Source organism: Natronococcus sp. A-GB1 (genome assembly GCF_029688845.1).
GTDB lineage: Archaea > Halobacteriota > Halobacteria > Halobacteriales > Natrialbaceae > Natronococcus.
Window position 1 is genome coordinate 49,424 of record NZ_JARUKW010000002.1, and the last position, 26,109, is coordinate 75,532.

Below are 26,109 nucleotides of genomic sequence, written 5' to 3' on the forward strand. Positions count from 1 at the left end.
GGCTGGCGAGCGGTACGTTCCGAACTGCGAAAGCTACGTCGAACGGATCGATACCAGTAGCGTGGGTCTCCTTTGAGAACCGTTTCTGGGACTCCGTTGGGCAGCTCGGTCACTACACGTGCGAATGGAACAGCCGGCATTGAGGCTGCAGCCTCAACTATCCACCGCTGGGTGGGACTGAAAGGGGCTGGCGTTCTCGACCGTTCCGCCGACGCAAGCACGCGACTTCAAGGAGCGCGCGCAGCGAGTCAGAACGGTCGAGAACGGCAGGGGCTTTCGAGGTGAGACTGACGAGCAGCAGGTCCTGCTCGCACGAACACAGGGGATCGCCACACCCTCCCCAGCCAATTCGCTCGCTTCGCTCACGGCTTCCGCCGTTCGCATTGCCGCGGCGCACAGCGCCGCGCTCCGCTCGCTCATCCCTCGCGCAGTACCGTCTACCGTCCTCACTGGTGTTCGGCCGGTCGACAGCGCGCGCCACCGCAGAAAGAATGGTCGGACCGAAGTGATACGTCGTTCACCTGTACGGAACGCGAGGTTCACGGCCACACTGGATAACGAACTCGCAGCCCCGGCTACCGATACCGAACGTCGCGTTCAGTCCTCGTTCTCGAGGGCCAGCGACGCCAGCATCGCCTCGAGTTGGAGCCGTTCGTTCGCGCCCTCCGTGATGCGGTAGTCGACCTCGCCGAGGCGCTCGAGCAGCCGCACGGTCGCCTTCTCGGGGATGTCGAACTGCCACGCGGAACGGTGAAGCTGGTCGATAACGTCCCCGCCAGCCAGCCCGCGTTCGGTCAGCAGATCCTCGAGGGCCGCGCGGGCGGCCGTGAAGTCGCCGTCGATGGCCTGGTCGACCATCGCCTCGACCTCCTCGGGTCGAGCGGTGGAGGTGATCGCGAAGACGGTCTCCTCGTCGACGACCTCGCCCATCACGGCCGCGGCCTGGAGGCCGTTGATCGCCTTGCGCATGTCGCCGTCGGCGGCGTAGACGAGCGCGTCGACGCCGTCGTCGGTGACCTCGATACCCTCGTTTTCGGCGATGTCGCGGATCTGCGCTTCGACGGCGTCCTCGGTGAGTTCGGTAAACCGGAAGACCGCACACCGAGACTGGATGGGGTCGATGATCTGGCTCGAGTAGTTACACGAGAGGATGAAGCGGGTGTTGTTCGAGAACTGCTCCATCGTCCGGCGCAGCGCAGACTGGGCGTCGCTGGTCAGTGCGTCGGCCTCGTCGAGGAAGATGATGCGGTGGTCGTATCCACCGAAAGAAGAGCGCGCGAAGTCCTTGATCCGATCGCGGACGACGTCGATCCCGCGCTGGTCGGAGGCGTTCAGCTCGAGGAAGTTCTCGCGCCAGTCGTCGTCGTAGACCTCGCGGGCGATCGCCTGGGCCGCGGTCGTTTTCCCGGTTCCGGCTGGCCCCGCGAACATGAGGTGGGGCAGGTCGTCCTGCTCGACGTAGCGCTGGAGGCGCGGCACGATGTTCTCGTGGCCCTTGATCTCGTCGAGCCGCTCCGGGCGATACTTCTCGATCCAGACCTCGGTCTTGCCGGGAGTCGGCTCCGCCGCCTCGGCGTCGGCCTCGCTCATACCCACCACGAGGGGGAGCCGCCAGATAAATCGCCCGAAGGTCGTCCTCGAGGCGTCAGTGTGGTTCCGCCGGCTGGCTCGAGGACCACCACGTTGAACGTCTCGAGTTCGTGGACGCGGGTGTCATGTTTTTCAGTTCACACGACGAGAGGGGAGCTATGGCGTCCGAAACGTCCGTCCGGAAGCGACTCGCCGTCGTTCTACTCGTCGTCGTCCTCCTCGGTGCAGTGCCAACGGGGGTCGCCGCCCAGTCCGAGTCGACCGTCGGCGGGACGGTCGTCGTCGAAGAGGGAGAGACGATCGACGACCTCGAGGCCGTCGCCGGCACCGTCGTCGTCGAAGGGACGGTGACGGGCGACGTCTCGGCCGCGGCCGGCGACGTCCGGATCGAGAGCGGGGGCGAGGTCGGGGGCGACCTCGAGACCGCGTCGGGAAGCGTAACGATCGACGGCATCGTCGCCGGCGACGTCGACGTCGGAGCGGGCAACGTCGCGGTCGGCGAGGACGGAACCGTCGGCGGCGACTTTACGGCCGGGGCGGGGAACGTCGTCGTCGACGGCACCCTCGAGGGCGACGCGGCGATCGGCGCCGAGACGATCACCCTGGGCGAGGGAGCATCGATCGCGGGCGACCTGCGCTACAACGGCGACCTGCAGGGTAACACCGACGCGGTCGCGGGCTCGATTACCGAGGATTCCACGCTCGGGTTCGACATCGCACCGACGCTGCAACCGCTGGCGTCGTGGTTGGTTTCGCTGTATACCCTCGCGCTGAACCTGCTACTGGGTGCCGCCCTGCTCGCGTTGTTCCCGCGCTTTTCCGACGGCGTCGCCGAACGGGTCGCGACCGACCCCCTCCGGACCGGCGCGGTCGGCTTCGGCGTGCTGATCGGCGTGCCAATCCTGCTCGTCGCCGCGGCGATCACGATAATCGGCATCCCGTTCTCGATCGTCGGCGGGTTCGCGTTTGCCCTCGTGATCTGGATCGGGATCGTCTACGGACGGTTCGCCGTCGCCGCCTGGCTGTTGGGGTACGCCGACCTCGAGAACCGGTGGCTCGCGCTGGTCATCGGCATGATCGGCGGCGCGATCCTCGCCCAGCTTCCGTTCGTTGGCGGGCTGTTGAACTTCCTGATCCTCCTGCTCGGGCTGGGTGCGTTGGCCTGGGGGCTGTACGCGCACCGACGAACGCCGGGGGCTCGAGAGCCCGAGCACCGCGATCGGATCGGGCCCGACGAGCCGGCGAGCGACTGAGACTCGGACACACCCGCAGTCGACGCGCTCAAGTCCGCCCTCGAGCAAGCACCGCCATGCGCGTCACCGTCGACGTCAAAGGCGAGGGGAGCCACGAACTCGAACTTGGAGAGGTGGCGACCGACGCCCCCGAGCCGACCTACGCGGACCTGCTTCGGGAGATCGGTCTCAGCCCCCACGAGGTGAGCGTGCTGGTCGACGGCCGTCCCGTCCCCGAGGACCAACCCGTCGAGAGCGAGCGCGTGACCGTCCTCCGACTGATCAAGGGGGGCTGATTCCGCGTCGCTACTCCTCGGTCTCAGACGTCACTACTCCTGAGATCGGACGTCCCTACTCCTCGGTCTCGATCGACTCGAGCCCCGTCGCCCGTGCCGCGGTCGCCTTGAACGAGGCGACGACCTCGCGACCCGGCTCGAGTTCCAGTCGCTCGCGGCTCGAGCGCGTGACGAGTGCCTCGAGGTCGATTCCCTCGGCCAGCAAAAGCGTGACGCTGGCGATCGCCTCGCCGTCGTCGATCGCCGCGACTGTCCCGGAAAACCGGTTCCGCAGGCTCGTTCCGTCGGGTTCGGGCGTCTCCGTCGGATCCGTCAGGACGACGGCGTCCGACCGAACCGCGACCTGCACCTCGCGTGCGCCCGGCGGGACGAGCGCTGTAACCGGGCCGACGGCGGTCTCGACGGTCGCGAGCTCGCCGGTTCGCTCGGCGACAGTGCCCCGAAGGACGGACTCCGTCGCGGTGGCCACGCCGTCGAGTTCGCTCTCGTGGCGGTCGAACTGCCGGCGGAGCTCGTAGGCGGTCTCCGTCAGCCGGGTGCCGCCGCCGTCCCGACCGCCCCGCGTTCGCTCCGTGAGCTCGCCGAGTTCGTCCTCGAGTTCGACGACCCGATTCTGCAGTCGCGCGTAGGAACGGCCGAGCGACTCGGCCGCGCCGTGTAACGATCCTTGCCGGTCGATCGCCTCGAGCATCTCGATATCGCGGCGATCGATCGTGAGGTCACCCGCCGAGAGCTTGGTGCTGAAGTCCTTCTGGATCCCCATCGTTCCTCCTTGCGTGATCCGACAGACCAGCCCGCGATCGATAAACGTCCGGGTTCGTCGAAGAGGTAACCGACGAACTGTTGGCGAACAGCGACGTACGATCGACCGATGCACGTCCGAGTCGCGGGCCCCGACGACGCCCTCGAGGTCCGGCGGATGCTGGACGCCGCGATGCTCGAGCCAGGCGACGTCGAAGGTCGGATCGGGGACGGCGACGTCCTCGTCGCCGGCGACCGGAAGGGCGGATCCGACGGAACCGACGAACGGCTTCTGGGCGCGCTCGTGCTCGAGCCCCGAGAGCGAGGCGCCCACGTCGCGAGCGTCGGCGTTCGCCGTCGCCACCGCGGCCGGGGGATCGGCCGGCGGCTGGTCGAACAAGCGCTCGAGCGCGAACGCCGGCTCACCGCGCGGTTCGACGACGGCGTACGGCCGTTCTACGAGGCGCTCGAGTTCGCGATCGAACCGATCGGCGAAGACCGACACCGCGGTGTCGCCGTAGCGGACCGAGGCGAGTGAGGGGCGTCCCCGTCTCGTGCCGGCGGAAGTTTAACACCGAGAGCGTGGTACGATTCGTCGCATGGCGCTCCAACGGATGCTCAGCGGAGACCCGTCGAAGAGTTCGAAGCTGTACATCGCGATCGGTCTGCTCTCGCTCGTGAAGGCGATCGTCGTCTACAAGGACCGAAACCGATTCCGGCGGGAGCTGATCGACGCCGCCCTCTTCCTCGGCGTCGGTATCACGCTCCGGAAGTACAGCCAGCTCAAGGCCGAAAAGCGCGAGGAGATCGAGTCGCAGGTGCCGGACTGGCTGGCCAGCGCTGCCCAGTCCGAGGCCACCAGGCAGGGCGTCCGTTCGGTCGCGAAACGAAAGCTCGGCGGGGAATCCGAGCCAGAGCCGGAGCCGACGTTCCGCGATCGCGCTCGAGACGCCGTCTCGCGGTAATCGCAGATTCTGTCCGCGGCTTTTTCTCGCGGTGCTGCCACAGTTTGCTCGGCTCAGGAGGAGTCCGTCGGCTCGAGCGTCGCCGTGAAGTGGCGGATCTCGGCCATCTCGGGCTCGTCGACGATCTCGAGTCCGGAGACGTCCTCCCGTCGCTCGAGGACTGCGGCAGCGGTCTCGGCGACGTGCTCCAAGTGCTCGCGGTGGTAGGTCCTGCGGGGTAGCGCCAGCCGAACGAGCTCCGGTCGGTCGGTTTCGGGAAACGCGAAACTGCCCAGTTCGACCCCGCGGACGCCGCCCTCCCGGTAGAGCTCACAGACCAGCGCCTGGCCCGGGAACGCCTCGGGCTCGAGGTGAGGGAGGAAGGCGCCGGCGTCGAGGTAGACCGCGTGTCCGCCCGCGGGCGTGTAGATCGGCACGCCGACGGACTCGAGGGCGTCGGCGAGTTCCTGTACCTGTCCGACGCGGTCGGTAACGTAGGCCTCGTCGACTGCTTCTCGGAGACCGACGGCCATCGCGGCGATATCCCGACCTGCCATCCCGCCGTAGGTGGGAAACCCCTCGTAGAGGATCGCACGCTGCTTGCAGGACTCGTACAGCGCGTCGCTGCCGGTGGCGACGAACCCGCCGGCGTTGGCGAGCCCGTCTTTCTTCCCGCTCATCACGACGGCGTCGGCCAGGCCGAGCTGTTCGCGGGCGACGTCGGCGACCGACGCGTCGGCGAACTCCGCCTCGCGTTCGGTGACGAAGTAGGCGTTCTCGGCGAACCGACAGGCGTCGATCACGAACGTCGCGCCAATCTCGTCAGCGAACTCGCGAACCGCTCGGGTGTTCTCGACGCTGACGGGCTGGCCCGCCGCGGAGTTGTTCGTGATCGTCTGGACGACGACTGGCACCCGTTCGGGCCCGTACTCCTCGACGACCGTGCGGGCGCGCTCGAGCGAGGTATTCCCCTTGAACGGGCCGTCCGCGTCTGGGTCGCGGGCGTCGTCGACCGGGCAGTCGACGGGGTCGGCGCCCTGGTTTGCGATGTGGGCCCGCGTGGTGTCGAAGTGGGTGTTGTTCGGAACGACGTCGCCCTCTTCGACGAGGGTGCCGTAGAGGACGTTCTCGGCGCCCCGGCCCTGGTGGGCCGGAACGACGTGCGAAAAGCCCATCACGTCGGCGACGGCGTCCTCGAGTTCGCCGAAGCTTCGCGAGCCCGCGTAGGCCTCGTCGCCCCGGAACAGCGCCGCCCACTGCTCGTCGCTCATCGCGCCCGTCCCGCTGTCGGTGAGCAGATCGACGAAGACGTCCGCCGAGTCGAGGTTGAAGACGTTGTACCCGGCCTCCTCGAGGGCGCGCTCGCGCTTCGTCCTCGAGGGGAGGTGGATCTGCTCGGCGACTTTCGACTTGTATCCGACCATACGACCCCTTCGAGAGCCGCGCAGTTCAATTCGAGTGACGGAACGTGCTCACGAACGGTTCGGATCGACCCTCGGCGGATCGATTCGGCGTTCGACGGCCGAATACCGCCATCAGCAGACGGGTTCGCGGACCGAGGTGTTCTCCGAAGCAACGCTCCGCGAAACAATGTAAGCGTACTGTTCGATAGACGTGCCATTATTAAACCCCGATAATAATTGTCGAGTATGGCTGGCTACGACCAGACGCTGCGACCGTTCCTCTGGCGCGCCGAACGACTGCATCCCGACCAGGAGGTCGTCTCGCGGACCCACGACGGGATCGTCCGCAACACCTACGCGGAGTACGGCGACCGCACTCGGCAGTTGGCGAACGCCCTCGAGGACGCCGGAGTCGAGGACGGCGACCGCGTCGGTACGTTCTGCTGGAACCACCACCGCCACGCGGAGGCCTACTTCGCGGTGCCAAACATCGGAAGTCAGCTCCACACGATCAACCCGCTGCTTCCGGCCGAGCACATCCAGTACATCGTCGAGAACGCCGAAGACCGGCTGCTGTTCGTCGATCAGTCGTTGCTCGAACCACTCGAGGCGGCCTACGATCCAGAAGCGTTCGACAGCGTCGAGCAGTTCGTCGTGATGGACGATTCGGTTCCGGAGACCGGTCTCGAGCCGGTCACCGACTACGAATCGTTCATCGGGGACCAGACGGCGGCGTACGAGTGGCCCGAACTCGACGAGGAGAGTCCGGCAGGGATGTGTTACACGTCGGGAACGACGGGCAAGCCCAAGGGCGTCGAGTACACTCAGCAGATGCTCTGGAGCCACACGATGATGACGCTGACCCCGCAGGGACTGGGCATCGCCGAGGACGACGTCATCATGCCGGTCGTCCCGATGTTCCACGTCAACGCGTGGGGGCTGCCGTTCTCGACGACCGCTGCGGGCGCGAAACACGTCTATCCTGGGCCTTCGCCCGATCCCGCAGACCTCGTCGAGCTCATCGAGGAGGAAGGCGTCACGATCACCGCAGGCGTGCCGACGGTGTGGTTCGGCGTTCTGGAGTACGTCGAGGAACACGACGCCGACCTCTACTCGCTCGACCAGATCGTCATCGGCGGCAGCGCGGCCCCCGAGAGCCTGATCCGCGAGTTCGACGACCGCGGCGTCGAGGTCGTCCACGCCTGGGGGATGACCGAGATGTCCCCGCTCGGCACCGTCGCCCACCTCAAGGCCGATCTCGAGGACCTGCCCGCCGAGGAGCGCTACGAGAAGCAGGCCAAACAGGGACTGGTCGTCCCAGGCCTCGAGTTCAAGGTCGTCGACGACGACGGCGAGGAAGTCGAGTGGAACGGCGAGGAGTTCGGCGAACTCTACGTCCGCGGGCCGTGGGTCACCGACTCCTACTTCGAGCGCCCCGACGCCAACGAAGCCGACTTCGAGGGATCGTGGCTCAAGACGGGCGACATCGTCACCGTCGACGAGGACGGCTACGTCAAGATCGTCGACCGCGCGAAGGACGTGATCAAGTCCGGCGGCGAATGGATCTCCTCGGTCGAACTCGAGAACGCCATCATGGCCCACGACGACGTCAGCGAGGCGACCGTCATCGGCGCTCCCCACGAGAAGTGGCAGGAACGGCCCGTCGCGTTCGTCGTGCCCACCGCCGACGCCGAACTGGGGGAGGACGAACTCCACGACGAGATTCAGGCGTTCGTCGCCGATGACTACCCCGACTGGTGGACCCCCGACGCGGTCGTCCGCATCGACGAGGTGCCCAAGACCGCCACCGGCAAGTTCGACAAGAAGACGCTCCGCGAGGAGTACGAGACCGAGAGCCTGCTCGAGGACGAGTAGGGCGTCGTCGTCTCTCTTTCGACTCGAGGCGAGTGAACCCCTCGAGCACGAGCGGGTTGATCACGACCCGAAGGGGCTCCAGCGGTCGCTCGGCTGTCGGATGTTGCGAGCGCAAGAATCGGATCGGTTGCCGCGACGATGCACCCGTCAGTACCGCCCTGCCGTCACAGCAGCAGCGACAGCACGGCCAGGACCAGGAACGCGAGGACGAGCCACTTCGCGATGGCCATGGACATACCTGCGACGCCGCCCGCACCGAGCGCCGCGGCGATCAGCGCGATGACGAAGAACACGATTGCCAGTTCTAGCATACTCCTCTCTTCGAGAGGTTACTAAAAGTGCGTTGAGCCTGAATCTGCCATACAGTAACTTTTCGAGAACGGGTTTGTAGCGACGGAATCGCCGAGAGCGGAGCGAACGCCGTCCAACGGAGTTCTCTCGCTCTCGGGTGGCCTTTAGAAGAGCCCCTGCGTTAGCTCGAGGGTTTCCTCACGATCGTCCCAATCGACGAAGATGGCGACGCTGGTCGCGCTCGTGATGATGTCGTGGACGTTGATCCGGGCATCGGAGAGGGGGTTGACGATGTCGCTGATGATCCCCGGCTGATTGGGGAGTTCGCCGCCAGTGACGCGGACGACGGCGAGGGACTCGTCGACGGTGACACTCGAGAGTTCGTCGCGGGCGATGACCTCGCGGTGGAGGATGTTTTCGGCGCGCTCGGCGTCCTCCTCGTCGACGTAGAAGGTGACGCTGTCGAGTCCGCTAGCGACGGCATCGACGTTGATGTCGCTCTCGCTGAGCGGTTTCGAGAGGTGGTTGAAGACGCCGGGCTGGTTTCGGATCGCCCGTCCGGCGATCGTCAGGCAGGCGAGCGGGCGCTCGCGCAGGTCGACGAGGTTCTCGAACTCCCCTTCGATGCTCGTGCCGCCCGAGAGGAGATCGCCGTGCTGGTAGTGGACGACCCGAACGGAAAGCGTGCCCTCCTTGTAAGACAGCGCGGAGGGCGCGACGACTTCGGCGCCGCGAAACGAGAGGTTTCGTAGCTCGTCGACCGAAATCTCGCCGACGTTGCGGGCCCCTTCGACGACGTTTGGGTCACCGGTCATGACGCCCTCGACGTCGGTGACGATGACGACCTCGTCGGCGTCCATATACTTGCCCATCATCACGGCGGTCGTGTCGCTGCCTCCACGACCGAGCGTCGTCACCGAGCCGTCCGGTCCCTCGGCCAGGAAGCCGGTGATCACCGGCACCGTTCCGTCGAGGTCGGCGGCGACCTCGCGGGCGCGGCGCTGGGTCTCCTCGACGTCGACCTCGCCGTACTCGTCGGTGACGATGGGCCAGTTCTCGCTGCCGGGCTCAAGGAAAACCGCGTCGACACCCCGCGCGGTCAGGGCCGCCTTGAGCATCCGGACCGAGGTCCGCTCGCCCATGCTGACGATCTGGGCTCGATCGGCCTCGTCGGTTTCGAACGTGATCTCGTCGAGCAGTTCGTCCGTGGTCGACCCCATAGCGCTGGCGACGACCGCGATTTCGTGGCCGTCCTCGACGGCCGCGGCGATCGAGTTCGCGGCGCGGTTGATCCGGTCCCCGCTACCGAGACTCGTCCCGCCGAACTTCGCTACGACCCGCATGCTGACACCTCACAGTCCGCCGGCAACCTGGTGGATTGACTCATGCGAAGTCGTTGCAAGGGCGGGCAGATAACTGTGTCTCATCGCCCGCATTTTTACCCACACCGATCCGCTTCCCGCAGACTCGGTCCGCTTCCCGCGTCGATGTCGAAGACGACGCACGTTCGAACTCCTCGATTCCAACTGGATTTATATTTGTGGGTGCCATTACCACACCCTAATGAACGTACGGGACGCACTCGAGGCCGACGCCGACGCGATCGCGGCTATCGCCGACTCCCCGACCGACGTGATGCGGAACCTGGTTCACGATCGAACGGTCCGAGTCGCCGAGGACGGCACCCACGACCCGAACGCCGACGTCTCGGAGTCCCAGTACGCCGGTTCGGATCCGGAGGATCTACTGGGGTTCGTCAGCTTCGATGCCCGCGAGGATACCGTCCACGTCACTCAGCTCGACGGGACGCCCGAGGCGTGCAAGCGTTTGCTCGCCGAGCCGGTCCGGTTCGCCGAGCGCGAGGGAATGGCCGTCGAGGTGCTGATCGCGACCGACGCCGACCTCATCGAGGACGCCGCTCAGGAGTTAGGGTTCGATCGCTACGGCCCGGGCCCACAGTTTAACGGCGCCTCGACGGTCCGGTTTCGCCTCGAGTCGTAGACTGGTCGTCTCGAACATCGTTCCGTCCGCCGACGATCGCTGACCGACATATGTCAAACGGATATATAACGTCCGAAGAAAGCCTTCCGAACGCTGAAGAGACAGAAACAGTACTACAGGTGCGTGACGCTGAGACGAAGGAAATCTTCCACTCTCGGGCGCGTATCGCGAGGGACCCTGCACAGCTCGAACAACCGAAACCACTCTCGGTCGTGAGAGGACCCCACGAGACGACAAAAGAACAGTGGTACATCGAGTTCGTTGATGAGACGACGACCACCGAGGAACGCCTCGAGCAGCTGCTCGAGAAGCAGGCCGACCGATCGAACGTTATTAACACGCGGTCGGGTGATTTAGACGTGTTGCTCCAGTATCTCGTCGAGACCGGACAGTACGAATCGACGGCAGACGCGACTCGCGAACTCCTGTTCAAGCAGCTCGCCGACGAGTATCCGTCGTTGCTCGAAACTTACGTGGATCTCAAAAACAGGCACGAGTCTGACCCGCTTCGGAACGTCCTCGAGGACGAATAGATGTCGGCAAGCTCGTTTCGGACGTTTATCGACGTCCTCGAGCGCAGCGGCGCAATTACGCGGATCACCGACGATGTCTCCTGGGATCTCGAGGCGAGCGCGATCACGATGATGGCAATCGAAACCGACGACCGGATCCCGGTTTTCGAGTCGGTTCAGAACCGTCAGTCGGATACCGACGCTCGGCTCGTCGGAGACCCCTATCGAGGTCCCCAACAGCGTCCCTGGAAGTGGTTCAGTCGTGCGTTCGATCTGCCGGGTGGTTCCGGACCAGCCTACTACGAGGGGGTGATCGATCGACTCCGCGAACCGATCGAGCCGCGGATCATCCCCGACACGGAGGCCCCCTGCAAGGAGGTCATCCGGACAGACGATGATGCGAGTTTGCTCGAGTTTCCCTGGCCGTATATCCACCAGGGAGACGGCGGTCGGTACGCGACGCTCACAACACTCGTCGCACCGGATCCGGACAGCGAGTGGGGAAGCTGGTCGCGCCATCGCGCGATGATCCATGGCGCCTCACGGGCAAGTCTGCTCCTTTTGGCGGGTGAACAGGTCCCCAACCACTACTATTTCAACTACGAGCTCGACGACGAACCGATGCCCGTCGCACTGACGATCGGTGCCGGCCCAGCCGTCGAGTCTACTGCAGAGATGTGGATACCCGTCGGACGGAGCGAGGTATCCTTTGCTGGCGGGCTACAAGAGTCACCGGTCGACCTCGTTAGGTGTGAGACGAACGACCTCGCCGTCCCGGCCTCCGCCGAGGTCGTCATCGAAGGTCGGGTACTGCCGAACGAGCGCCTCCACGAGGGACCGTTCGGCGATTACTTCGGGTATATGAACGGTCCCCGCCGATCGATGCCGATACTCGAGGTTGACGCGATCACCCACCGCAGCGACCCCTACGTTCCCTTCTGTGTCGAAGGGGCCGGTATCGGATACGGCGAAAACTCCTCGAGTACGTTCGCGGTCGCGGCGAGCGGCCCGGATGCAACACTCGGGCTACGGATCGCCGGCTTCGACGTCGAACTGGCCGCCCCGTGGCCGTTCACCTCTCGAACGGTCTGGGTCATCGCGGTTGATCCCGCCTATCCCGGCGTCCTCCACGAACTCGCTAACTTCATCTTCACGACCTGGGGGATGCTCCACATCGACTTCTTCGTCTTCGTCGACAGCGACGTTAATCCACTGTCGCCCCGTGCGGTGATCGAGGCGATCTCCCTTCATGCCGACCCCTCCTCGGACTTTCACCAGTTCGGCGTCGAGCGTATGCCGAAAGTTCCGCTCAACATCTACCAGACGCCCGATGAGAAGGGAAGCGCGACGGTCGGCACCTCGAAAACGAAGACGTCGAAGGCGTACATCGACGCCTGCGCCGGCAGCGACCGGCCGGCACAGGTGGTCGGCGATCCCGACGCGCGCAAGCAGGCTCGCGAGTTGCTCGTCGAGGCAGGCGTTCCCGAAGCAGCGTTCGAACCACCGAACACGATCGGAGGGGATCGATGACGGCATTTCGGAACCACATCCATTTTCTCCGGAAGACCGACGACTGCTGTTGGCTCGAGCGGCCCAAGTCGCCGTCACCCCAGGTTCTCGCCGGTGAGGCGCTTCGGGCGAACGGGCCGGCGCTGCGATGTACGACCGCCGACTCCCGTCTCGACCTCGTAAGCGGAGTCTACGGCGGTGTCGATGGGCTGAGTCGGCGAAGCCGATACCCCTGGAGCCGTCTCGGAATCGGTCTGGGTATCGATCAGGAGCCGGAGTACGTCGCTGTCCTCGAGGCGGTCACCGAACTGACAGACCGAGTCGACGAACACGGCATTACCTACGTCGAACGCGCGGCGACCGCCACGGATCTGAGCGTTCGGGAGCTCGGATTTCCGACGCCGCCGGACGGGACCTGGCCCAGACTGACACTCGGACTTCTCTCGGTTGGGACAGACGATGGTTCGTACTGGACGCCGATCCACGGAACAGTTCTCGACGATGAAACGATTCGCGCTCGCGTCCCCGACGCGATCACCGATCGATTCGCTCGCGGCGGTATCGTCAGCGTCGCACTTGGAGTCCCGGCGGAAGCGCTCGCAGCGGCGTACCACCTGACGGTCACTGACGGTCTCTCGGTGCCAGTCGAGGATCGGCGCGTCGGCTCGACAGTCCCGGTGATTCCCACCTCTGGCGGACTCGTTCCCAGCTCTTCGGAGGTCGTCATTGAGGCTGAGATCGCGGATCAGCAGCCCGAAACCCGGTCGGAAAAACGTGAGTTCTGGGAACGGATCGCCGACAGCACGACGTTGACACTCGACGTAACCAATGTATTCACTCGTGATGGCGCCGTCGTTCCGTTTACGCCGCTCGACGTCCCGCTTTCGGACGATCTCCAGCTCGTCGCGCTAGCTCTGGCGGCACAGCTTTACGATCGGGTCAACAGCTACTGGGGCGTCGCGCCGGTCGAGTGGCTCTTGCTCCCGGCGAGCGGGCGACTCGGAATCTGTGTGGTTTCGGCGAAGATGCTGTACGCCGGCTTCGAGTGGCAGCTCTCGAATTTCCTGTTTTCGTTCTCGAACTGTTATGACACCGTCATTATCGTCGACGACGAAGCCAGCCCTCGCGACCTCGGACAGGTGCTTGCGGATATCTGGGTCAAAGCCCACCCGTCCCGAGACTGGCTGTTCAGCGAGTCCGACGCTCCCGTCGCCCGAATGCCGACGTACAGCCGTGAGGGGACCGGGGCGCGCCTCTATATCGACGCGACGTGGGATCCCCGGTGGGACGAAGAGTACATCGCTCCGCAGGTTTCGTTTACCGACTCGTATCCTCCAAATCTCCGGGCGGCCGTCCGCAGTTCGTGGGCCGAATTCGGATTTAACACCAATCCTGACGGGCTGTGAGCGTTCCCTGAAAGAAGGAGGGCTCGGCGGCAGGAGGTCCGAAGTAGTATCCCTGAACTAACGAAGTTGAGCATCCTTTCTATGAGTTACTATCATAGACGATCATATTGGTGGACTCATAGGTGTTTTCGAAAGTGTTTACGCAAGACTGCGCTGTGGTGTCTATATATACCACTCTCAAAATTAAATTATATTTTTATTTTATTGTTCGAATTTAACCGATGCAGTTATTACGGAAAACGAGACCAGCGAAGTTGTATGACGGGCAGCCACAACATGCCGGGGTACGAGGAAGTGTACGACGAGTTCTCGTGGGACGAAATCTACGAGGCCGCTGACTGGAACGCACCCACCGAACTGAACATTGCACACGAAGTCTGTGACCGCCACGCCGAGAACAAGGAGAAGGTCGCGCTCTATCAGGTGAGCGAGGACGGCGAGTTGACGACGATGACGTTCTGGGAACTCGCCGATCGGACCGATCGGTTTGCGAACGTCCTCGAGTCGCTCGGCATCGAACAGGGCGACCGCGTCTTCTCGTACATGCCACGGATCCCCGAACACTACGTGGCGCTGGTGGGAACGCTCAAGCGCGGCGCCGTCTTCGGCGGCGTCAACGAGCGGTTCGGCCCCGACGGCATCTCCTATCGACTCTCCGACTGCGACGCGAAAGCGATCGTCACGACTCCCGAAAACCGCGACACCGTCGCGGACGCCCTTGAGGACGCCCCTTCGGTCGAGCACGTCATCGTCGTCAGCGACGATGGAACGGGCATTCGACCCGGCGACGTCAGTTACCACAGCGAGCTCGAAACCGCGAGCCGCGAGTACGAGCCGGCCGCGACCGGCGGCGAGGACGACGCGTTGCTCTACTACACCAGCGGGACGACCGGGCTGGCGAAGGGCGTCCGTCACAAACACCGCTGGGTCGCCGGCGTCGCCGCCACCCAGAAGTACGCCGTCGACCTTCAGGAGGGCGATTGCTACTGGTCGACCGGTGATCTGGGGTGGCTGACTGGACCGATCAATACTCTCGGTGCCTGGTTCTGGGGAACGGCGCTGTTCACCTACGAAGGCGAGTTCGATCCCGAGGAATGGGCCGACCTTCTCGATCGGTTCCCAGTCACGGTGTTGTTCTCGGTGCCGACGGCCTACCGGATGCTGCGCGAACACGAGGAGGTCCTCGAGGACGTCTCGCTGGATCTTCGCCATGCCCTGTCGATCGGTGAACCGCTTTCGGGGGGCGTCGTCGAGTGGGGCGAGGAGACGCTCGGCGTCACCATCCACGACACGTACGGCCAAACCGAGACGGGCAACATGATCATCAACAACTACCCGACGATGGAGCTCCGGCCGGGCTCGATGGGCAAGCCGCTGCCCGGAATCGAGGCCGACGTCGTCGATCCGGAGACGGGCGAAGTGCTCGAGCCCGGTGAAACGGGGGAGATCGCCCAGCGTGGAGACTACCCCTGCTTCTTCGCGGAGTACTGGCAGAAGCCGGAGAAGACCGCCGCCTGTTTCGTCGATGGCCCCGACGGCGAGTGGTATCTCTCGGGCGACCTCGCCCACAAGGACGAGGACGGCTACTTCTGGTTCGAGGGTCGAGCCGACGACGTTATCCTCTCGTCGGGCTACCGAATCGGTCCGTTCGAGGTCGAGAGTTCGCTGGGCGAACACGAGGCCGTCGCCGAGTCCGCCGTCGTTCCGAAGCCCCACCGCGAGCGGGGTAACATCGTCAAAGCATACATCGTACCGAGCGAGGGGACGACGACTTCCGAGGAGCTCAAAGAGGAGATCAAGACCCACGTTCGGGAAGAGCTGTCGGCCCACGAGTACCCGCGCGAGATCGAGTTCCGCGAGGAGCTTCCGAAGACGGTCACCGGGAAGATCCGTCGGACGGAGCTACAAGACGATGTCGAAGAAGAGGCAGAGGCAACCTGATCGGCGTTACACCGCGATTCCAACCCGACGAACCCCTGTGGTTCGATCTCGGACGACGGCGTCGAGCTGCCCGAAAACGAGTCTCGATCCGGGACATCCCGGATCGAACGCTGCCAACACGACACTACGAAACCGCGATCAATGAACTTCGAAGACACGCAAGAACGATCGATGATCCGCCGGACGGCGGCGGAGATTGCCGACCAGTACGGACCCGAACACTGGCGCGAGAAAGAGGAGAACAGCGAGTTCTCGACCGAGTTCTGGGACGAACTCGGCGAGGCCGGCTTCCACGGCCTGCTGGTCCCCGAGGAGTACGGCGGTGCCGGCATGGGGATGCAAGAGATGGGACTGACGATGGAGACCCTCTGTGCTGAGGGTTGTGGGATGGCCGGTACCTGGTATCTGGTCCTGACTGCCGGAATGGCCGGAGTAGGGCTCCGCGACCACGGGACGGCTGAACAGAAGGACCGCTACCTGACCGATATCGCTACCGGAGCCCGAAACTTCTCGATCGGGATCACCGAACCCGAGGCGGGAACGAACACGCTGAACGTCGCTACCCGCGCCGAGCGCGATGGCGACGAGTACGTTCTGAACGGTCAGAAGGCCTGGATCACCTTCGCCGATCGCGCCGACAACATGATCCTCGTGACGCGGACGACCCCCCGCGAGGAAGTCGACCGCGGCACCGACGGTATCAGCCTCTTCGTCGTCGATATGGACGATCCAAACATCGACGTCGCACCGATCCCCAAGCACGCAATAAACTATTCGAAATCCTGTGAGGTCTTCCTCGAGGACGTCCGCGTTCCCGCCGAGGACCTGCTGGGAGCGGAGGACGACGGCTGGCGGGTCTTGGTCGACATGCTCAATCCGGAGCGGATCGGGTTCGCCGCCGCCGGCACCGGAATCGGCAAGCTCGCATCGGATACGGCAATCGAGTACGCGAACGACCGCGAGGTTTTCGGGACACCGATCGGCACCCATCAGGCGGTCTCGTTCCCCATCACGGAAGCCTACGCGAAGATGGAGACGGCCACACTCATGCGCGAGAAGGCCGCGTGGCTCTACGATCAGGGTGAGGAGTGTGGTTACGAAACCAACGTCGCGAAGGCGACGGCCGTCGAGGCCGGCATCGAGGCGGTCAAACACTCGATGCAGGCCTTCGGCGGCTGGGGGTATGCAAAGGAGTACGACGTCGAACGCTGGTGGCGCGAGATTAACCTCACTCGACTCGCCCCGGTTAGCCAGCAGATGGCGTACAACCACATCGGCCAGCAGCTCGGCTTCCCCAGATCCTACTGACAATGTTCGAGAAACTACTCGTCGCAAACCGCGGCGAAATCGCCGTTCGCGTCATGCAGGCCTGCGAAGAACTGGGTATCGAAACGGTCGCCGTCTACAGCGACGCCGACCGATCGGCCGGCCACGTAACCTACGCCGACGAAGCGTACAATATCGGTCCCGCACCCGCAAGTCGGTCCTACCTCGACGGGGACGCGATCATCGAGGTCGCCGATCGGGCGGGTGCCGACGCGATCCACCCCGGTTACGGCTTCCTCGCGGAAAACGCCGGGTTTGCGAGTGCCGTTGAAGACGCCGAGGGAATCACCTGGGTCGGGCCCCCGAGCGACGCCATGACGGCACTTGGCGAGAAGACGAACGCGCGTCGAATCCTGCAGGCGGCCGACGTACCCGTCGTTCCAGGAACGACCGAACCCGTCGAGTCGGCCGGCGAGGTGCGAGAGCTCGGCGCAAAGTTCGGCTACCCAGTCGCGATCAAGGCCGAAGGCGGTGGTGGCGGCCGCGGAATGAAGATCGTTCGCGACGATGACGAGGTCGACGACGCTTTAGAGAGCGCCAAGCGTGAAGGCGAGGCCTACTTCGACAACGACTCGGTCTACGTCGAGAAGTTCCTCGAGAACCCGAAACACGTCGAGGTCCAGATCCTCGCGGACGAACACGGGACGGCGTTGCATCTCGGCGAGCGGGACTGTTCGCTCCAGCGCCGCCACCAGAAAGTCATCGAAGAGGCCCCGAGTCCGGCGCTGGACGCCGACCTTCGGGAGGCGATCGGCGACGCGGCCCGTCGGGGCGTTCAGGAGGCCGGCTACACGAACGCTGGCACTGTCGAATTCCTCGTGGAGAACGGCGAGTTCTACTTCATGGAGGTCAACACCCGGATCCAGGTCGAACACACCGTCAGCGAAGAGGTAACAGGCATCGATATCGTCCGCGAACAGCTCCGTATAGCGGCCGGTGAAGAACTCCCCTACAGTCAGGACGATGTCGAGCTCGACGGCCATGCGATGGAGTTCCGGATCAATGCCGAGAACCCGGCCGACGGGTTCGCGCCGACGCCGGGGACGCTCACCACGTACGATCCACCGAGCGGTCTCGGCGTCCGGATCGACGACGCGATCTCCCGGGGCGACGAGATCGCCGGTGACTACGATTCGATGATCGCGAAGCTGATCGTTCGCGCGCCAACACGAGAGCGCTGTCTCGAGCGCTCGAGACGGGCACTCGTCCACTTCGACGTCGGTGTCGAAACGACGGTCCCGTTCCACCGGCTGATGCTCACAGACGACACGTTCCGTGCTGGCGAACATACGACGAACTACCTCGATGAAACCGTCAGTGAGGACGACCTCGCGGCCGCCGTCGAACGGTGGAGTACGGCGGTCGACGACGATGGTGGGACGGCCGGCGGCGCGACGAACGATCTCGTCGTCGAGGTCGACGGACGACGGTTCGACGTCGCCGTCACGGGCGAACTCTCTCGGGGTGCGAGTAGCGCCAGCGAAACCGGCGACGAGACGACGTCGACGACCTCGAGTACCGGCGGCACCGGAGCCGGAGCCGACCAGGTCACCGCGAGCGACGCGATCACGGCCGAGATGCAGGGTACCGTACTCTCGGTGAACGTCGAGCCCGGAGACAACGTCGCCCGGGGCGAGGTGGTCTGTGTCCTCGAGGCGATGAAGATGGAAAACGACGTGGTGGCACCGGCCGCCGGCACCGTCTCGGACGTCGCCGTGACCGACGGCGAGTCAGTCGATATGGGTGATCCGCTCGTCGTGCTGGAGGAATCATGAGAGCGACGGTTACCAACGTGGCGACGGAACAGAACGCACGGGCGATCGCAAAGGCCCTCGCGTCCCACCTCGGGGAAAAGGTGGAGCTGTACACCGAAACGGGCGACGAGTTTCTCGCGAGCGCGTTGCCGGACCGAAGCGGGGGTCCGGACGGCGAGAGCGCGGCCGAGGCTGGCACCGTCACTGGCGACGGTGATGCCGATCCCGTATCGGACGACCTCGGACCGACCGAGCGAGAGGAGACGTTGTTGGACGAGATCGAAGACATTCTCGAGGGTGGCCCCGAGAAGTACCGCAAGCGCCTCTCCGAACAGGGTAAACTGTTCGTCCGCGACCGGCTCGATCTCTGGTTCGGCGAGGATGGACTCGCGTTCGAGGACGGCAAGTTCGCCAGCTTCGACGAGTGGCATCCGAGCGGGCAGGTTGCCGAATCCGACGCCGGGGATCGACTGCCCGCAGACGGCCTCATCACTGGCGCCGCCGAGTTCGAGGGCCGCGACGTCCACTTCATGGCCAACGACTTCACCGTCAAGGCTGGATCGATGGCCGAGAAAGGGGTCGAGAAGTTCCTCCGGATGCAACAGCGCGCGCTGAAAACCGGACGGCCGGTGTTGTACCTGATGGACTCCTCGGGCGGTCGGATCGACCAGCAGACCGGTTTCTTCGCCAACCGCGAGGGGATCGGGAAGTACTACTACAACCACTCGATGCTCTCCGGGCGTGTGCCACAGATCTGCGTGCTGTACGGGCCCTGTATCGCGGGTGCGGCGTACACGCCTGTCTTCGCGGACTTCACGATCATGGTCCGGGAGATGTCCGCGATGGCGATCGCTTCCCCGCGGATGGTCGAGATGGTTACCGGCGAGGTAGTCGACCTCGAGGAGCTGGGCGGACCGGACGTCCACGCCCGACATTCAGGCAGCGCAGATCTGATCGCCGAAGACGAGGAACACGCCCGTGAACTCGTCGCGAAACTGCTGAGCTACCTGCCCGACAACAGCGACGAGAAGCCGCCTCGAACCGAGGGAACCGCACCCGAGCTATCGCCCGAGGGGATCGACTCGATTGTCCCACAGGAGCCAAACCGCGGCTACGACATGTACGACGTCGTCGATCGGATCGTCGACGCCGGATCGGTACTCGAGCTTCGGCCGGAGTACGGCTCCGAGATCATCACGGCGTTCGCCCGGATCGACGGCCGACCGATCGGGATCGTCGCCAACCAGCCCGCCCAGCGGGCCGGCGCGATCTTCCCCGACGCCGCCGAGAAGGCCGCGGGGTTTATTTGGACCTGTGACGCCTACGACATTCCGCTGCTGTACCTCTGTGACACGCCCGGCTTCATGGCCGGCTCGCAGGTCGAGAAAGACGGTATCCTCGAACAGGGCAAGAAGATGATCTACGCGACCTCCTCGGCGACAGTGCCCAAACAGGCCGTGGTCGTCCGGAAGGCCTACGGCGCCGGCATCTACGCCATGTCGGGACCGGCCTACGATCCCGAGAGCATCATCGGACTCCCGAGCGGCGAGATCGCGATCATGGGTCCCGAGGCGGCGATCAACGCGGTCTACGCGAACAAGCTGGCAGCGATCGACGATCCGGAAGAACGCGCTCGAAGGGAACAGGAGCTTCGCGAGGAGTACCGCGAGGACATCAGCGTCCACCGGATGGCGAGCGAGGTCGTTATCGACGAGATCGTCCCGCCGAGTTCGCTCAGGGACGAACTCGAGGCTCGGTTCGCGTTCTACGAAACCGTCGAGAAGGACCTACCGGATAAGAAACACGGGACGATCCTCTGAGCAGGTATCTCGATCAACCCTCAACCAACAAATGTCAATATTTAGGCCAAAGTGCGAGGAGGTCGAAGGCGACGGCTCGTAACCCACGGGTGACGAACTGGTGACAGTTTCGGACGGGGTCCGAAGGCTTGAACCCCGTTTCGACATGTCTGGAGTAGAATAGGTATCCAAAACATTAATTGATGTGGGATGGCGTCCCAAACGGTACGCGAGACATCAACAAACAATGAACGAACGAAACACACGAATTTCACGGCGGCACTTCCTGAAGGGGTCCGCCGCGGTAACGACACTCGGATCACTGGCAGGCTGTGCCCTCCTACAGGAGGACTTCGGCGGAGAGGAGATCGATGGCATCCCGGACGAACCGTTCCGGATCGTCCAGGTTCTCTTCGAATCCGGCCCGCCAGCGTTCTACGGAGAGGAAGCGATGAACGCGAGCGATATGCTCGTCGATCAGATCAACGAAGACGGCGGACTGATCGGCGAACGCGAGATCGAAGTCGTCGATCGACTCGATGAGGACGCGGGACCGGATTCGCTGATCAGCGACGTCCAGGCGATGGCACAGGAGGGCGAGGTCGATATGCTCATGGGGATTATCTCGAGTGCCCATTCGCTCGCGGTAGCGCCGGCAGCGGACGATCAGCAGTTCCCGTTTCTCGTGACGATGCCCGGAACGTACCAGCTTTTCGAGGAGAATCCGGATATGGAGTACGTCGTTCGAACGGCTGGAACGAACGCCGCCGGCGCGGTCGGGGCCGTCCGGATGGTCGAACAGATGGACGATATCGAGACGGTAGTCACGGTCGACCCCGACTACGCCTGGGGACACGACCACCAAGAAATGTTCGAGGCCGGTCTCGAGGCAGTCGGTGTGGATGTCGAGATTATCGAGTCGCGCTATCCGGAACTCGGGGAAACCGATTACAGCGCTCACGTCTCTGCGATCGCCGATCAGGAACCGGATCTCCTGTTCTCGAGTTTGTGGGGGGGAGATATCGCGACGTTCGTCTCACAGGGCGTCGACGGCGGGCTGTTCGAGGCAGTCGACGAATCGCTACTGATTGGTGACACCGGTGCGCCCCTGCTCAATTCGCTGGGTGATGCTATGCCAGAAAACGTCTGGCTCGGCGGACGGGGTGGCTACCAGCCAAACTACCGCTACGATGAGGACGAATCCCATAGGGAGTTCGTCGACGAGTACTACGAGCGGTACGATCAGTTGCCGGGTTGGGGAGCCTACCACGAGTGGATGGGGTTCCAGGCGCTCCAGGAGGGCGTCGAGAGTGCAGTATCGATTATCGGTGACTGGCCGACCGGTGAGCAACTCATGGCAGCGATGAACAACATCGCGTTCGAGGCACCGCACGGACAGCACACCATGTACGGTCCACAGGCGGTCGCACCGGCCGTCTTCGGTCGACCGACCGACGACCACGACCTCCCCGTCGATCACCCGCTCCTCGGGGAGTTCGAGTTCATCGAGGCGACGGAGGTCAACCCGCCCCAGGACGTTCTAACGATGGACTGGGTCGACGAACTCGAGCCGGTGACGGGGTGAGAACGAATGCCGATCGAATCCCTCACGGTAAACGCGTTCAACGGGCTCTACTTCGCAGCCCTGCTGTTCTTCGCGTCGGTGGGATTGACCCTCGTATTCGGTATTCTCAATCTGCTAAACATGGCACACGCCGCGTTCTACGGTCTCGGTGCCTACGTCGCGGTCTGGACGCTGAACAATATGGGCGACGTCACGACGTCGACGGTCGCACTCCTGACAGTGCTCGTTCTCGTGATCCCGCTGGTCGTTTTCGTCCTGTCGGCGGCACTCGACAAGACGGTATTCGCCCCGCTGTACGAGATCGAGCACGTCTACCAGCTGCTGGCGACGTTCGGCGTGATCCTGATGATCGACGACATAATCAAGTTCATCTGGGGCGCGTCGCCGATCACGGTCGACGGAGCCACCGATCCATCCCGACAGCTGGGGACGCTCGATCTGCTCGGCGTCTCGGTGTCGGCCTACCGATCGTTCGTTATCGTGATCGCCATCGCGTGTGCAGTCGGGCTCTACCTCATGTTCGTCAAGACGAAGCTCGGAAAGATCTCCCAGGCGATGTCCGAGGACTACGAGATGGTCCAGATGCTCGGAATTAACGTCAACCGCGTTCGCGTCCTGATCTTTAGTATCTCGGTCGCCATCGCCGCCCTCGGCGGTGCGCTGTTCGTCCCCTTCGCGACGGCGACGCCGGCAGTGACCCTCGAGTATGTCCTGCTCTCGTTCGCCGTGATCGTCATCGGTGGCCTCGGAAGCCTCAAGGGTGTCATCGTTGCTGCACTCGTTATCGGTATGGTCCGCAGCTTCGGGATCGCGTACTTCCCTGCGCTCGAGTTGGCGATCGTCTTCGGGCTGATGGCGCTGGTCATCATCTTCAAGCCCGAGGGACTGTTCGGCGACGAGGGGGTGGTCGAATGAGTACACGCTTACCGACGTTCGAAGACGTGCAAATCAAGGAAGTGAAGGGAGCCATCCTCGACAAACGTCTACTCACGGGGGGTGTGCTATTCGTCGCTCTCGCGCTGTATCCCGGACTGACGATGAACGCGTATCACACCCGTCTATTGGCGTGGATCATGTGTTTCGCCATCGCCGCACTCGGATTCAACGTCGTCCTTGGCTACACGGGGCTGCTGTCGTTCGGCCACGCCGCGTTCTTCGGGACCGGGATGTACACCGTAGTGATCGCGATGCAAAGCGCCGGAATCACCGACCTCATCGTGTTACTCGTGCTGGCGACGTTGATGGCCGGCGTCGTCGGGGCGATCATCGGCGCGCTCTCGGTCAAGACCCACGAGATCTACTTCGCGCTGTTGACGTTGGCACTGGCACAGCTCCTCTACGTCCTCGCGGCTCGGGACGTGGGCGGCCTTACCCGTGGAACTGACGGGATCGCGCTCAATCGTCCCGATTTCCTGGGTATTCCGATCGGTGACGCACCGGCACACATCTACCTAATGGGGTTCTATTACCACGTAATTCTGGTGTGTCTGTTCGCGACGATCATCGTACTCTGGATCGTCCTCCGGTCGCCGTTCGGACTGACCCTGAAGATGATCCGCGAGAACGAGATGCGAGCCGAGATGAGCGGCGTTCCCATCCTCCGGTACCGGCTGTACTCGATGATTCTCTCGGCGATGATCGTTGGCCTCGGTGGCGCCCTCTACGCCGTCGTGGTCGGTCACATCACGCCGGAGTACCTCGACTGGACGATGTCCGGCGAGATCGTCTTCATGACACTACTCGGCGGTATCGGAACGTTCCTCGGCCCGGTCATCGGCGCCGGCGGCTTCATCCTCTTACAGGAGGTGGCGCTTAACTTCACCACGTACTGGCACTTCACTATGGGCCTCGTGCTGTTCGTGGTAGTGTTGACGCTCCGCGAGAAGGGTATCTGGGGGGGTGCGAAAGCGCTCGTCGACCGTGTCAACGATCGGAGGGATGACTCATGAGTACGAAGAAAACCGAATCTACGAAACAGGACACACCGACTGAACCGATCCTCAGAACCGAAGACGTTCGCAAGGAGTTTGGGAACCTCGTCGCCGTCGACGGCGTGAGCCTCGAGTTCTACGACGACGAGATCGTCGGTATCATCGGTCCGAACGGCGCCGGAAAAACCACGTACACGAATCTCATCTCGGGTGCGCTCTCGCTGACCGGCGGGAGAATCGTCTTCGATGGCGACGACATTTCCGATCTGCGAAAGTACAAACGCGTACGACGAGGCCTCGTTCGCTCGTTTCAGATCCCGCAGATCTACGACGAGCTCACGGTGTTCGAGAACGTACAGTCGAGCGTCATCTCCCGGAACGAGAAAAACAACCGGCTGTTCACACTCACCAGCCGTGATACTGACTCCATCGATGAGACCGAACGTCTCCTCGAGATGTTCAACCTCGAGACCCACGCAGACGAACACACCGAACACCTGCCACACGGGGTTCGAAAGATCCTCGACGTGGCGATGTCGTTCGCGCTCCGTCCGAAGCTGATGGTCCTCGACGAACCGACGAGCGGCGTCGGTTCCCGCGAAAAGAACGCGGTAATGGAGACGATCACCGACGCGGCGATCGATCGGAACATCGGCCTCATATTCATCGAACACGATATGGAACTCATCCGCAACTACTCCGACCGGATCGTCGCCCTTCACGAGGGCCGCGTACTCGCCGACGACGACCCGTCGACCGTGATGAACTCCGAGGAGGTCAACCAGTTCATCCTCGAGGGAGGTGTGTGACGATGAGCCAGCAGCCGCTTCTCGAGGTCGACGACCTCAATGTCACCATCGACAGAGCGACAGTCCTCGAAGACATTTCGCTGACGGTCAAGCCGGGAGAGACCGTCGCGTTGATCGGACGCAACGGAGCGGGCAAAACGACGACGTTCCGCTCGGTGATGGGACAGACCTCGATTCAAGGCGGTTCCATCCGTGTCAACGGAACCGATCTCACCGATCGGCCGTCGCGGGAACGGATTCGGCACGGCGTCGGGTTCGCACCCGAAGATCGACGGCTGTTCACGACCCTCACCGTCGAGGACAACTTGCGGATGTCGACGTGGGGGAAAGGTGACGTCGACGAAAGCGGATTTCGGGACCGTCTCGATCGAGCCCTCGAGATCTACCCGGAGATGGAGAGGTTTCTCGACCGACCCGCCGGCCAGTTGAGCGGCGGCCAGCAGAAGATGGTCACCGTCGCCCGGGCGCTGACCTCTGAACCCGACATCGTACTGCTCGACGAACCGTTCGAGGGGCTCGCCCCCTCGGTTCGCGAGCAGTTCCGGGAGGGTGTCGAACGCATCAAAGCACTCGGCATCTCGATCGTCGTTGCGGAGTCGAACGTCCGTCACGCCGGAGAGATCGCTGACCGCGGATACGTAATCGAACGCGGCCAGATCGTCACCGAGATCGACCGCGACGAGCCGATCGTGGATAACGAGGAGATCAAACGGATCTTCGAAGGTGGATAGTGTGCATCGGCCAACCGAAGGCGAGACGCACGCGTTCGAACGGACGTTCACGACCGAAGCGGTCGAACGGTTCGGCGAGGTGTCTCGGGACGAACAGGAACGGCACACTGAACCCGACGACGACCGGTTGCTCGTCCATGGGCTGCTGACCGCGCCCCTTCCGACGAAGATCGGCGGCGACCTCGAGGTACTGGCGACGTCGATGACGTTCGAGTTCGTTAGGCCGGTCTATACGGGTGAACGGATCAGGTGTAAGTGGATCTTCGATTCCGTCGACGAGCGCGACGATCGCTACGAGGTTGCCGTCGAGGTGGTCGGTGAAAACGAGAGGGTCGAAACCGCTCAGACTGGAGCGATCGAGGGACTGATCTGGAAAGTTCCTCCCGCTGAACGGCCGGTGTAGGATGTTGAAGAGTCGTTCCCATCGCTGGCG

The 26,109-nt window shown here is 63.7% G+C and carries 24 protein-coding genes; 19 read left to right on the forward strand and 5 right to left on the reverse strand.

Annotation, left to right across the window (positions count from 1 at the left end; all coding sequences use genetic code 11):
- Positions 1–597 precede the first annotated feature (597 nt).
- The gene (locus QA600_RS02920) at positions 598–1,590 is read right to left on the reverse strand and encodes a replication factor C small subunit (protein ID WP_278290461.1); all 993 of its coding nucleotides are present in this window, start codon (positions 1,588–1,590) and stop codon (positions 598–600) included.
- A 158-nt stretch (positions 1,591–1,748) separates the two neighbouring features.
- On the opposite strand from QA600_RS02920, the gene QA600_RS02925 reads away from it, so the two are divergent.
- Both QA600_RS02925 and QA600_RS02930 read left to right on the forward strand, forming a co-directional pair.
- Positions 1,749–2,843 (forward strand): polymer-forming cytoskeletal protein, encoded by a 1,095-nt coding sequence (locus tag QA600_RS02925; RefSeq protein ID WP_278290462.1) that lies wholly within the window; start codon positions 1,749–1,751, stop codon positions 2,841–2,843.
- Positions 2,844–2,899: 56 nt separating this feature from the next.
- Entirely contained in the window at positions 2,900–3,118 is a 219-nt protein-coding gene (locus tag QA600_RS02930; protein ID WP_278290463.1) for a ubiquitin-like small modifier protein 2, read from the forward strand.
- 55 nt (positions 3,119–3,173) lie between these two features.
- Here QA600_RS02930 and QA600_RS02935 read toward each other — a convergent pair whose 3' ends face one another.
- The gene (locus QA600_RS02935; RefSeq protein WP_278290464.1) at positions 3,174–3,881 is read right to left on the reverse strand and encodes a TOBE domain-containing protein; all 708 of its coding nucleotides are present in this window, start codon (positions 3,879–3,881) and stop codon (positions 3,174–3,176) included.
- A gap of 108 nt (positions 3,882–3,989) precedes the next feature.
- On the opposite strand from QA600_RS02935, the gene QA600_RS02940 reads away from it, so the two are divergent.
- On the forward strand, positions 3,990–4,397 hold the full coding sequence (locus QA600_RS02940; protein ID WP_278290465.1) for a GNAT family N-acetyltransferase: 408 nt from the start codon (positions 3,990–3,992) through the stop codon (positions 4,395–4,397).
- A gap of 61 nt (positions 4,398–4,458) precedes the next feature.
- Positions 4,459–4,824, forward strand: a complete 366-nt coding sequence (locus QA600_RS02945; protein ID WP_278290466.1) for a hypothetical protein — start codon at positions 4,459–4,461, stop codon at positions 4,822–4,824.
- 53 nt (positions 4,825–4,877) lie between these two features.
- Here QA600_RS02945 and QA600_RS02950 read toward each other — a convergent pair whose 3' ends face one another.
- The gene (locus QA600_RS02950) at positions 4,878–6,227 is read right to left on the reverse strand and encodes a tryptophanase (protein WP_278290467.1); all 1,350 of its coding nucleotides are present in this window, start codon (positions 6,225–6,227) and stop codon (positions 4,878–4,880) included.
- A gap of 225 nt (positions 6,228–6,452) precedes the next feature.
- Between QA600_RS02950 and QA600_RS02955 the strand changes: the two genes are divergently transcribed.
- A complete protein-coding gene (locus tag QA600_RS02955) occupies positions 6,453–8,081 on the forward strand; it encodes a long-chain fatty acid--CoA ligase (RefSeq protein WP_278290468.1) in 1,629 nt (542 codons plus the stop codon).
- Between the two features lie 164 nt (positions 8,082–8,245).
- Here QA600_RS02955 and QA600_RS02960 read toward each other — a convergent pair whose 3' ends face one another.
- Together QA600_RS02960 and QA600_RS02965 are read right to left on the reverse strand one after the other, a co-directional pair.
- Positions 8,246–8,392, reverse strand: coding sequence for a DUF1328 family protein (locus QA600_RS02960; RefSeq protein ID WP_005554807.1), 147 nt, complete (start codon positions 8,390–8,392; stop codon positions 8,246–8,248).
- 144 nt (positions 8,393–8,536) lie between these two features.
- Complete coding sequence (locus QA600_RS02965; RefSeq protein ID WP_278290469.1) at positions 8,537–9,715, reverse strand: aspartate kinase; 1,179 nt, start codon at positions 9,713–9,715, stop codon at positions 8,537–8,539.
- Between the two features lie 220 nt (positions 9,716–9,935).
- On the opposite strand from QA600_RS02965, the gene QA600_RS02970 reads away from it, so the two are divergent.
- The 14 genes from QA600_RS02970 (at position 9,936) to QA600_RS03035 (ending at position 26,079) form a co-directional block, all read left to right on the forward strand.
- The gene (locus tag QA600_RS02970; protein WP_278290470.1) at positions 9,936–10,373 is read left to right on the forward strand and encodes a hypothetical protein; all 438 of its coding nucleotides are present in this window, start codon (positions 9,936–9,938) and stop codon (positions 10,371–10,373) included.
- Positions 10,374–10,585: 212 nt separating this feature from the next.
- Entirely contained in the window at positions 10,586–10,906 is a 321-nt protein-coding gene (locus tag QA600_RS02975) for a hypothetical protein (RefSeq protein WP_278290472.1), read from the forward strand.
- The gene (locus QA600_RS02980) at positions 10,907–12,415 is read left to right on the forward strand and encodes a UbiD family decarboxylase (protein ID WP_278290473.1); all 1,509 of its coding nucleotides are present in this window, start codon (positions 10,907–10,909) and stop codon (positions 12,413–12,415) included. It abuts the gene before it with no gap.
- Positions 12,412–13,800, forward strand: coding sequence for a UbiD family decarboxylase domain-containing protein (locus QA600_RS02985; RefSeq protein WP_278290475.1), 1,389 nt, complete (start codon positions 12,412–12,414; stop codon positions 13,798–13,800). The genes QA600_RS02980 and QA600_RS02985 overlap by 4 nt, the downstream gene beginning before the upstream one ends.
- A 258-nt stretch (positions 13,801–14,058) precedes the next feature.
- Entirely contained in the window at positions 14,059–15,741 is a 1,683-nt protein-coding gene (locus QA600_RS02990) for an AMP-binding protein (RefSeq protein ID WP_278290476.1), read from the forward strand.
- A 141-nt stretch (positions 15,742–15,882) separates the two neighbouring features.
- Positions 15,883–17,049, forward strand: coding sequence for an acyl-CoA dehydrogenase family protein (locus QA600_RS02995; RefSeq protein ID WP_278290477.1), 1,167 nt, complete (start codon positions 15,883–15,885; stop codon positions 17,047–17,049).
- 2 nt (positions 17,050–17,051) lie between these two features.
- A complete protein-coding gene (locus tag QA600_RS03000; RefSeq protein WP_278290479.1) occupies positions 17,052–18,842 on the forward strand; it encodes an acetyl-CoA carboxylase biotin carboxylase subunit in 1,791 nt (596 codons plus the stop codon).
- Positions 18,839–20,641, forward strand: coding sequence for an acyl-CoA carboxylase subunit beta (locus QA600_RS03005; RefSeq protein WP_278290480.1), 1,803 nt, complete (start codon positions 18,839–18,841; stop codon positions 20,639–20,641). The genes QA600_RS03000 and QA600_RS03005 overlap by 4 nt, the downstream gene beginning before the upstream one ends.
- 226 nt (positions 20,642–20,867) lie before the next feature.
- The gene (locus tag QA600_RS03010; RefSeq protein WP_278290481.1) at positions 20,868–22,205 is read left to right on the forward strand and encodes an ABC transporter substrate-binding protein; all 1,338 of its coding nucleotides are present in this window, start codon (positions 20,868–20,870) and stop codon (positions 22,203–22,205) included.
- Between the two features lie 6 nt (positions 22,206–22,211).
- Positions 22,212–23,120 carry a branched-chain amino acid ABC transporter permease gene (locus QA600_RS03015; protein ID WP_278290482.1) on the forward strand — a complete coding sequence of 303 codons (909 nt, stop codon included), beginning with the start codon at positions 22,212–22,214 and terminating at the stop codon, positions 23,118–23,120.
- Complete coding sequence (locus QA600_RS03020) at positions 23,117–24,154, forward strand: branched-chain amino acid ABC transporter permease (protein WP_278290483.1); 1,038 nt, start codon at positions 23,117–23,119, stop codon at positions 24,152–24,154. The genes QA600_RS03015 and QA600_RS03020 overlap by 4 nt, the downstream gene beginning before the upstream one ends.
- Positions 24,151–24,945 (forward strand): ABC transporter ATP-binding protein, encoded by a 795-nt coding sequence (locus QA600_RS03025; protein WP_278290484.1) that lies wholly within the window; start codon positions 24,151–24,153, stop codon positions 24,943–24,945. The genes QA600_RS03020 and QA600_RS03025 overlap by 4 nt, the downstream gene beginning before the upstream one ends.
- A gap of 2 nt (positions 24,946–24,947) precedes the next feature.
- The gene (locus QA600_RS03030; protein ID WP_278290485.1) at positions 24,948–25,676 is read left to right on the forward strand and encodes an ABC transporter ATP-binding protein; all 729 of its coding nucleotides are present in this window, start codon (positions 24,948–24,950) and stop codon (positions 25,674–25,676) included.
- A gap of 1 nt (position 25,677) precedes the next feature.
- Positions 25,678–26,079 carry a dehydratase gene (locus QA600_RS03035; RefSeq protein ID WP_278290486.1) on the forward strand — a complete coding sequence of 134 codons (402 nt, stop codon included), beginning with the start codon at positions 25,678–25,680 and terminating at the stop codon, positions 26,077–26,079.
- Positions 26,080–26,109 lie beyond the last annotated feature (30 nt).

Coding starts and splice junctions, on each gene's coding strand:
- QA600_RS02920 (WP_278290461.1), bottom strand. CDS start 1,590: ATGAGCGAGGCCGACGCCGAGGCGGCGGAGCCGACTCCCGGCAAGACC.
- QA600_RS02925 (WP_278290462.1), top strand. CDS start 1,749: ATGGCGTCCGAAACGTCCGTCCGGAAGCGACTCGCCGTCGTTCTACTC.
- QA600_RS02930 (WP_278290463.1), top strand. CDS start 2,900: ATGCGCGTCACCGTCGACGTCAAAGGCGAGGGGAGCCACGAACTCGAA.
- QA600_RS02935 (WP_278290464.1), bottom strand. CDS start 3,881: ATGGGGATCCAGAAGGACTTCAGCACCAAGCTCTCGGCGGGTGACCTC.
- QA600_RS02940 (WP_278290465.1), top strand. CDS start 3,990: ATGCACGTCCGAGTCGCGGGCCCCGACGACGCCCTCGAGGTCCGGCGG.
- QA600_RS02945 (WP_278290466.1), top strand. CDS start 4,459: ATGGCGCTCCAACGGATGCTCAGCGGAGACCCGTCGAAGAGTTCGAAG.
- QA600_RS02950 (WP_278290467.1), bottom strand. CDS start 6,227: ATGGTCGGATACAAGTCGAAAGTCGCCGAGCAGATCCACCTCCCCTCG.
- QA600_RS02955 (WP_278290468.1), top strand. CDS start 6,453: ATGGCTGGCTACGACCAGACGCTGCGACCGTTCCTCTGGCGCGCCGAA.
- QA600_RS02960 (WP_005554807.1), bottom strand. CDS start 8,392: ATGCTAGAACTGGCAATCGTGTTCTTCGTCATCGCGCTGATCGCCGCG.
- QA600_RS02965 (WP_278290469.1), bottom strand. CDS start 9,715: ATGCGGGTCGTAGCGAAGTTCGGCGGGACGAGTCTCGGTAGCGGGGAC.
- QA600_RS02970 (WP_278290470.1), top strand. CDS start 9,936: ATGAACGTACGGGACGCACTCGAGGCCGACGCCGACGCGATCGCGGCT.
- QA600_RS02980 (WP_278290473.1), top strand. CDS start 10,907: ATGTCGGCAAGCTCGTTTCGGACGTTTATCGACGTCCTCGAGCGCAGC.
- QA600_RS02985 (WP_278290475.1), top strand. CDS start 12,412: ATGACGGCATTTCGGAACCACATCCATTTTCTCCGGAAGACCGACGAC.
- QA600_RS02990 (WP_278290476.1), top strand. CDS start 14,059: ATGACGGGCAGCCACAACATGCCGGGGTACGAGGAAGTGTACGACGAG.
- QA600_RS02995 (WP_278290477.1), top strand. CDS start 15,883: ATGAACTTCGAAGACACGCAAGAACGATCGATGATCCGCCGGACGGCG.
- QA600_RS03000 (WP_278290479.1), top strand. CDS start 17,052: ATGTTCGAGAAACTACTCGTCGCAAACCGCGGCGAAATCGCCGTTCGC.
- QA600_RS03005 (WP_278290480.1), top strand. CDS start 18,839: ATGAGAGCGACGGTTACCAACGTGGCGACGGAACAGAACGCACGGGCG.
- QA600_RS03010 (WP_278290481.1), top strand. CDS start 20,868: ATGAACGAACGAAACACACGAATTTCACGGCGGCACTTCCTGAAGGGG.
- QA600_RS03015 (WP_278290482.1), top strand. CDS start 22,212: ATGCCGATCGAATCCCTCACGGTAAACGCGTTCAACGGGCTCTACTTC.
- QA600_RS03020 (WP_278290483.1), top strand. CDS start 23,117: ATGAGTACACGCTTACCGACGTTCGAAGACGTGCAAATCAAGGAAGTG.
- QA600_RS03025 (WP_278290484.1), top strand. CDS start 24,151: ATGAGTACGAAGAAAACCGAATCTACGAAACAGGACACACCGACTGAA.
- QA600_RS03030 (WP_278290485.1), top strand. CDS start 24,948: ATGAGCCAGCAGCCGCTTCTCGAGGTCGACGACCTCAATGTCACCATC.